Raw genomic sequence first — 4157 nt, 5'->3', positions numbered from 1 at the left:
TGATTGCTGCCGGGCTGTGATTCTTGGCCACGCTGACGGTGCGCCCAAGGCCCATTTCCAGCCCGGTACCGGCGCCGCCTCCACCGCAGAAGAAGTCCACAACGATCTCATCGTCTTGCGGATTGAAGCCAAGGCCGTACTGGGTTTTGAAATCGAAGGGGTGTTTCTTCTGGTGAGCGGACATAGTTCATCCTCGGCTGTGTGCCGTGATCTATTGGAAGTGGGGTAGTCAGTTACGCGGATGCGATAATGTCGGCTTCGGCCATCTCGCAAAAAAAGGAGCAGGAAGGCAGTTTTTCGTTACGACGCACCGGGCCTTCGCCCAGGTCGCGCAGTGAAAAGCGCACATTGGTCGTCCTATTGCGGTGCAGGTAGGAGCCAGGCCCCAGTAGATCCTGAACTTGGCATAGCGCTTCGAATTGTGGTGGGAAGTCCTCACGAATGGCTCGGAAATATCCCTCGCCGCCTTTCACACAGCCTATGCAATTGGCGTTGTCGTAGCCCATGCGATACATGACAGGCAGTTCGATACCGGCTCTCTGGATCATGGCCTTGCAGTCTTCTTTGCCGAGCCCTCGCTCAATCAGCGGAGCGATCACCGGACGATCTGGATTGCGCTCGCGGAAGTCTTCCAGGCGGTCCGCCTCTTCGGCGGTATACCCGAAAACCATTACGTCACCTGGCAGCTTCCAGGTATCCAGAAGTCGGCGCTTGAGCAGTTTGGTACAGGGCGCACCGTACTGGTTTTTCATGAATCGTTCTCGCCGAAACACCTCGATGATGTCAGCGCCGTACTTCTCGTCGCGTAGCACCGTCACTGGTTGCTTGAGCCAAGCTTCGCAATCGGCCAGAAATCGACGGTTGTCGGAGTGCTCGTTCGCCAGGTAGGCGTTGAGGATCTGCACGTCATGAGTTGCGCCGTAATCGGCCAGGGCCAGTTTCGTGGCCACCGCCGAGGCGGCACCGCAGCTGAACTGGCAGACGATGCGCGGTAAATGATCAGGCATAGTTTATCCTCGCCGGGGTCGCGTGAGTCTTTGAAGTGAGAAGGGGATTCCGGTTTAAACGGCCGGTACCGAGTCGCGAAATACGTCCATCTGCGCAGCGCCGTCCAGCCAGGCCGTGTCGATACGAGCGCGGGCCAGTGCCGCGTACTCCGGGTTCAGCTCGCAGATGATCGACCGGCGACCTTCCTGCATCGAAACCAGCGACGTGGTACCGGCACCGCCGAAAGGGTCCAGCACCACGCCACCGCGAGGCGCGCCGGCCAAGATGCAGGGCCTGATCAGGTCTGGCGGGAAGGTGGCGAAGTGGGCTTCCTTGAAGGCGTGGGTCGCGACGGTCCAGACGCTGCGCTTGTTGCGCGTCGCTGTGTCGTGGGTGCTTTCATCCCGGTCAGGCCGGTGCGTGCCTTTTGACTGGCCGGGAATGGCTTGCTCGCGCTTCGAGTCCTCACGCTTGAAGCTGTCCCGCCGCTTCCGTTCAGCGCCATCCTTGTGAAAGGCCCCGTGGCCACCTTCGCCGGTGGACGTATCCCAGCCGGTAGGCACTGTCACGCGCGAGCGGTTCCGCGAAGCTTTATCTGTTCCGTGACCCCAGCCGACGCCGTTATTCGGCACCGTGTTGCCAGAGCTGGTGCGCTTTCCGCCTTCAGCATTGTCGAAGGTTGAACCGTGCACGTAGGACCCACCGCGGTAACCGTTAGCGTTCCCCTTGCCCGTCTGGTTGGCGGGCTCTCTGATCGCGTCGCTGTCGTAGTGGTACCGCCGCGACTTACTGAGCAGGAACAGGTATTCGTGAGCTTTGGTGCAGCGGTCGCGCGTCGACTCTGGCATAGGGTTTGGCTTGTGCCAGATGATGTCCTGCCGTAGATACCAGCCATCGTCCTGCAGCGCGAAGGCCAGACGCCAGGGCATGCCCATCAAGTCTTTCGGCTTGTACTCAGCATGTGTGGTCGCTTTCGACTTGCGCTGGCTCGCCATCACTTGGCGTTGGCTGATCGTCGAAACGCCGACGACCATGTCGTCCCTGCCGTGCGCGCCCCAGCTACCGGCGTAGCTGTCGCCCATGTTTACCCAGATCGTGCCGTCAGCGCGGAGCACCCGGCGCACATCCCGGAACACGTCGACCAGGCGGGCTATGAACTCGGCAGGTGTTTCCTCAAGGCCGATCTGGCCATCGACGCCATAGTCACGCAGACCGTAGTAGGGCGGGCTGGTCACGCACGTATGCACGCTTTCATCTGGCAGCGTGCGCATCATGTCGATGCAGTCGCCTACCAGTATCTGGTGGAGCTGGCTCATATCGAATTCCAGGTATGCGCCGACCGCCGTCTCCGGTGGTGGCAAATTGGTTGGGGGTGAGCTATAGATGATGACCGGCATAGAGCCGGATCAAGGAGTTGCCATGACTATCGTAATAACGAACTCAAGCTCGCACGGTCTCAAGACTTTTATCAGAGCGCCGAGTAACGCCAACCTCAAGGTAGACAATTGCATAGCTGTCAACGGAGGTAAGTTTCTCGACATTTTCGAACCGACAAATCATCTTGCTTTTGGGCTTCCCGACGGAGTGACCAAGGAAGACCTTCAAGAGATTTTTGCGTCCTTGAAAGCGAACCCTAATCAGTCTCAAGAAGAGCTTGAAGCAACAGTCAAGGCCTCGCCGCTATCCAAATGGCTCACTACCGGTCAGCAGATTGCAAAATTCTCATCCCAAGTCATTGCGGTGATCAAGGCGGGCTACGAGCTGGTTTTCTAGATAGGTATAGGAGGAAGGAGCAGTAATCTCGTCGCCCGAATCCTTTATAATCATCAACATGCTTTTCTCGTCAAAAAGTCGCGCCACGATTCTGGATGGTCGGTATTCGTGGCGCGGGACTGCAAGCGCCTCATTTCGAGCTTGGCCCTTGCAGCGGGTAGTCGATGTTGAATTCACGGATCAGCCGGTTGATCATCGCTTTGCTCATTCCGAGCTCGACGACGACCGGGGTATGCCTGTGTCTCGCGTAATCTGGGTCCGCCGCTGACTTGTATCTGGCGGAGCTGGCTCATATCGAATTCCATGCATGCGCCGCCTTCCGTGTTCGGAGGTGGAAATTTGGTTTGGGATGGCGTATCACGGTTGTCCGGCATGGGGCCGGCTAAGGAGTAGAAATGGATCTTTCAGGCGTTAAACATACCGTTCAGCTGATCACCCACACCTCTACTGGCTGTCCGTACTGCTCGGTATTCCAAGAAGGTGAAAAGATTGCCGAGAACATCAACCACCTGATTCAGGATCATCAAGGGCTTTTGATCCACGCCGGATCAGAGACAGGCCAGAACTATAAAGGCGAGGTTCACCATGCTACGTGCGCTTTGGTCGGTTTTTCTGCTCCACCAGCACCTAAAGAGTTGCCTAAGGTTAGACTGAATCTGAACTTGCCGGAATGATCACTTCATTACCTGGCTCTTTGTGAGTCATCATCATGCTCTTGCGGTAAAGCTCCAGAGCCACGAGTTCACAGCTTCAGAACTCGTGGCGCTGGATCCAGGCTTCAGGCCGCGAAGCTACCCAGTGCCAGTTGCGCTGCATCGCCCACCTTCGCTTCAAGCACTGACTTGAACTCTTGCGCAATCTCTTCGCGCTGCACGTCCTCGCCCACCCAGCGCAGTTTCAGCACCGGCTGTGCGCCGCTGGTGATGACCGAGATTCGCAGGATGATTTCTCGCATCTGCAGGCCTTCAAACGGCACGGCCGAGAAGATCAGCGACGTGGGTAAGGTTTCCTTGCTGGTCGCCTCGATGGCATCCATTGCGCTGCGGCTGGCGCGGGTCTCGCTGACGGTGTGATCGCTTTCCGACGATGCCTTGACCGTGATCGTGCGCACGGCGGCGATGGCTTTGGCCAACGGGATGTTCTGCAGCTCATCGCCGACCGCCGACAGGGTGCTGTGCCAGTCTTCAATCCAGTCGCTCATATCCTTCTGCGACATGGCCCGGCCACTGATGGCCTGCACGGCCTGATAGGCAGCGGTGGGCTTGAGCTTCAGCACCGCGCGATCATCTGCGTGGCCTGGCACTTCCTCGTTGCCCAGGTTGAACAACACCGAACAGGTCATTTCGTCCTGATTGATGAAGCCTTTTGCGTCGGCGACTGCGCGGTCGGACACGTAT

At 58.0% G+C, this 4157-nt stretch carries 6 protein-coding genes; 2 read left to right on the top strand and 4 right to left on the bottom strand.

Translation table 11 applies throughout. The features are described from left to right. The 3 genes from AO388_RS23075 to AO388_RS23065 form a co-directional block, all read right to left on the bottom strand. Positions 1–184, bottom strand: a 184-nt coding sequence (locus tag AO388_RS23075; protein WP_058417228.1) for a hypothetical protein, incomplete at its 3' end; no start/stop codon positions are given. Between the two features lie 49 nt (positions 185–233). Continuing rightward, positions 234–1007 (bottom strand): hypothetical protein, encoded by a 774-nt coding sequence (locus AO388_RS23070; RefSeq protein ID WP_058417227.1) that lies wholly within the window; start codon positions 1005–1007, stop codon positions 234–236. Positions 1008–1061: 54 nt separating this feature from the next. Beyond that, positions 1062–2303, bottom strand: a complete 1242-nt coding sequence (locus AO388_RS23065) for a DNA-methyltransferase (RefSeq protein ID WP_058417226.1) — start codon at positions 2301–2303, stop codon at positions 1062–1064. A gap of 103 nt (positions 2304–2406) precedes the next feature. On the opposite strand from AO388_RS23065, the gene AO388_RS23060 reads away from it, so the two are divergent. Both AO388_RS23060 and AO388_RS23055 read left to right on the top strand, forming a co-directional pair. Continuing rightward, a complete protein-coding gene (locus AO388_RS23060; protein WP_058417225.1) occupies positions 2407–2760 on the top strand; it encodes a hypothetical protein in 354 nt (117 codons plus the stop codon). A gap of 395 nt (positions 2761–3155) precedes the next feature. After that, a complete protein-coding gene (locus tag AO388_RS23055; RefSeq protein ID WP_058417224.1) occupies positions 3156–3434 on the top strand; it encodes a hypothetical protein in 279 nt (92 codons plus the stop codon). Positions 3435–3538: 104 nt separating this feature from the next. On the opposite strand, the gene AO388_RS23050 is transcribed toward AO388_RS23055, so the two are convergent. Continuing rightward, positions 3539–4157 (bottom strand): DUF2303 family protein (locus AO388_RS23050; RefSeq protein ID WP_058417223.1); only part of this gene is annotated, 619 nt, incomplete at its 5' end.

The sequence above is a fragment of the Pseudomonas sp. ICMP 10191 genome (assembly GCF_001467335.1).
Lineage (GTDB): Bacteria > Pseudomonadota > Gammaproteobacteria > Pseudomonadales > Pseudomonadaceae > Aquipseudomonas > Aquipseudomonas cerasi.
Note: the sequence above shows the minus strand (reverse complement) of the source record. Positions and strands in the feature narration are given on the sequence as shown.

What these genes read in the sequence shown, in the direction of transcription:
- AO388_RS23070 (WP_058417227.1), bottom strand. Translation starts at nt 1,007, where the DNA reads ATGCCTGATCATTTACCGCGCATCGTCTGCCAGTTCAGCTGCGGTGCC.
- AO388_RS23065 (WP_058417226.1), bottom strand. Translation starts at nt 2,303, where the DNA reads ATGAGCCAGCTCCACCAGATACTGGTAGGCGACTGCATCGACATGATG.
- AO388_RS23060 (WP_058417225.1), top strand. Translation starts at nt 2,407, where the DNA reads ATGACTATCGTAATAACGAACTCAAGCTCGCACGGTCTCAAGACTTTT.
- AO388_RS23055 (WP_058417224.1), top strand. Translation starts at nt 3,156, where the DNA reads ATGGATCTTTCAGGCGTTAAACATACCGTTCAGCTGATCACCCACACC.